The sequence below is a fragment of the Micromonospora sp. NPDC005220 genome (assembly GCF_040607895.1).
Lineage (GTDB): Bacteria > Actinomycetota > Actinomycetes > Mycobacteriales > Micromonosporaceae > Micromonospora.
This window is the reverse complement of sequence record NZ_JBEXHP010000241.1, coordinates 1-1,484: the sequence shown is the minus strand read 5'-3', so window position 1 is coordinate 1,484 and position 1,484 is coordinate 1. Positions and strand designations below refer to the sequence as shown.

Genomic DNA, 1,484 nt, shown 5'->3' with positions numbered 1-1,484 from the left:
CGGTCGGGCGGGGCGCCAGCGCGCCGGGTTCCACCGGCGTCGCCCTGGCCACCCCCGGCCGCGCCGCCCTGGCCGCCGGCGGTAGCCTGGAGGTGCGGACCGGCCCGGAGGGCGGTGCGCAGGTGCTGCTCCGGCTCGGGCCTCCGACACCGATCGAGGAGGCATAGGCCCGGCGGTGCCGGGTAGCTGCCAGTCATGGCGCGGTATACGAAACCCGAGCTCAGAGAGCAGATCAAGGAAGAGATCCAGGCCTCCGACAAGGGCGGCCGGCCGGGGCAGTGGTCGGCACGCAAGTCGCAGCTGGTCACTCAGGAGTACAAGAGGCGCGGCGGGGGATTTCTGGGCCCAAAGGACGAAGGACAAAAGGCGCTCCAGCGCTGGGGCAACGAGAAATGGCAGACCAAAGAGGGCGACACGCGTGCGCGCAAGGACGGCACGACGAGTCGTTACCTGCCCAAGAAGGCCTGGGACGAGATGTCGGAGAGCCAGAAGCAGGCAACCGACACGAAGAAGCGCGAAGCGTCCCGAACCGGCAAGCAGTACGTTGCCAACACCGGCCCGGCCAAACGAGCACGCCGGGACGCCACCACGGCCGGCCAGATATCGGAGATGTCAGTCGCGGAAGCGGCCAAGCTGGTCCGTGGCCTCGACACGCGAGAGCTCAAGACCGCGCTGCGCAACGAGCGCGCCAGCAAGGACCGCAAGACGCTCGTCCAGCGGCTGGAAGCGGAACTCAACAGGCGCGGCTGACCCGACCCCCGACCGTCTTAACCCGGCCTTAGTGTCCGGACAGCGCGGTGCTATCCCGTTCCGACCGATCCTCGAAGTCAACAACCGAGGAAAGGTGGACACCACGATGAAGCGCACCAATCTGCTTCTGGCGTCGGTCGGCGGGTCGGCGGTGCTGGCGGTGGCCGGGGTCGCGATCGGCGTCACCGCCGCGAACGACTCGCGAACCAGCGGTACGGCACTCGCCGCGGCAACCGCCGCGCCGACGGCCACGGACCCGCCGGGGACCAGCGGCTCGCCGTCGGCCAACACCCCATCGGGTACGCCGTCCAGCGGCTCGCCGTCGGCCAGTAGCTCGCCGTCGGCCAGTAGCTCGCCGTCGGCCAGCGCGGTCGACGAGCAGCGCGCTGGTGAGATCGCGCTCGCCAAGGCCGGTGGCGGCCAGATCGTCGAGGTCGAAGCCGAGCAGGAACACGGCCGGCCGGTGTGGAGCGTCGAGATCGTCGCGGGCGACACCGAGCACGAGGTGGACGTCGACCGGGACAACGGGTCGGTGGTCAAGGCCGAGCAGGAGCCGGTCGACGACGACGACAAGGACGACGACGACTGACCGTCCGATGCCGCCGCCCGCCACCGACCTTCCGCGGCGGGCGGCGGGCTGAACGAGGTCCGGCACGTGGCGACGCGGTGTTGGTGGTCCCTCGGCGGCTCCTGGTCCGGCGGCTGTTGCTGGTCCGTCGGCTGTTGCTGGTCCC

Annotated in this window: 2 protein-coding genes; both read left to right on the top strand. The window is 70.6% G+C overall.

The features are described from left to right. Nucleotides 1-195: 195 nt before the first annotated feature. The gene (locus tag ABZU52_RS32425) at nt 196-750 is read left to right on the top strand and encodes a DUF5872 domain-containing protein (RefSeq protein ID WP_354974718.1); all 555 of its coding nucleotides are present in this window, start codon (nt 196-198) and stop codon (nt 748-750) included. 106 nt (nt 751-856) lie between these two features. Continuing rightward, complete coding sequence (locus tag ABZU52_RS32420; RefSeq protein WP_354974717.1) at nt 857-1,339, top strand: PepSY domain-containing protein; 483 nt, start codon at nt 857-859, stop codon at nt 1,337-1,339. The last annotated feature ends 145 nt before the right edge of the window (nt 1,340-1,484 follow it).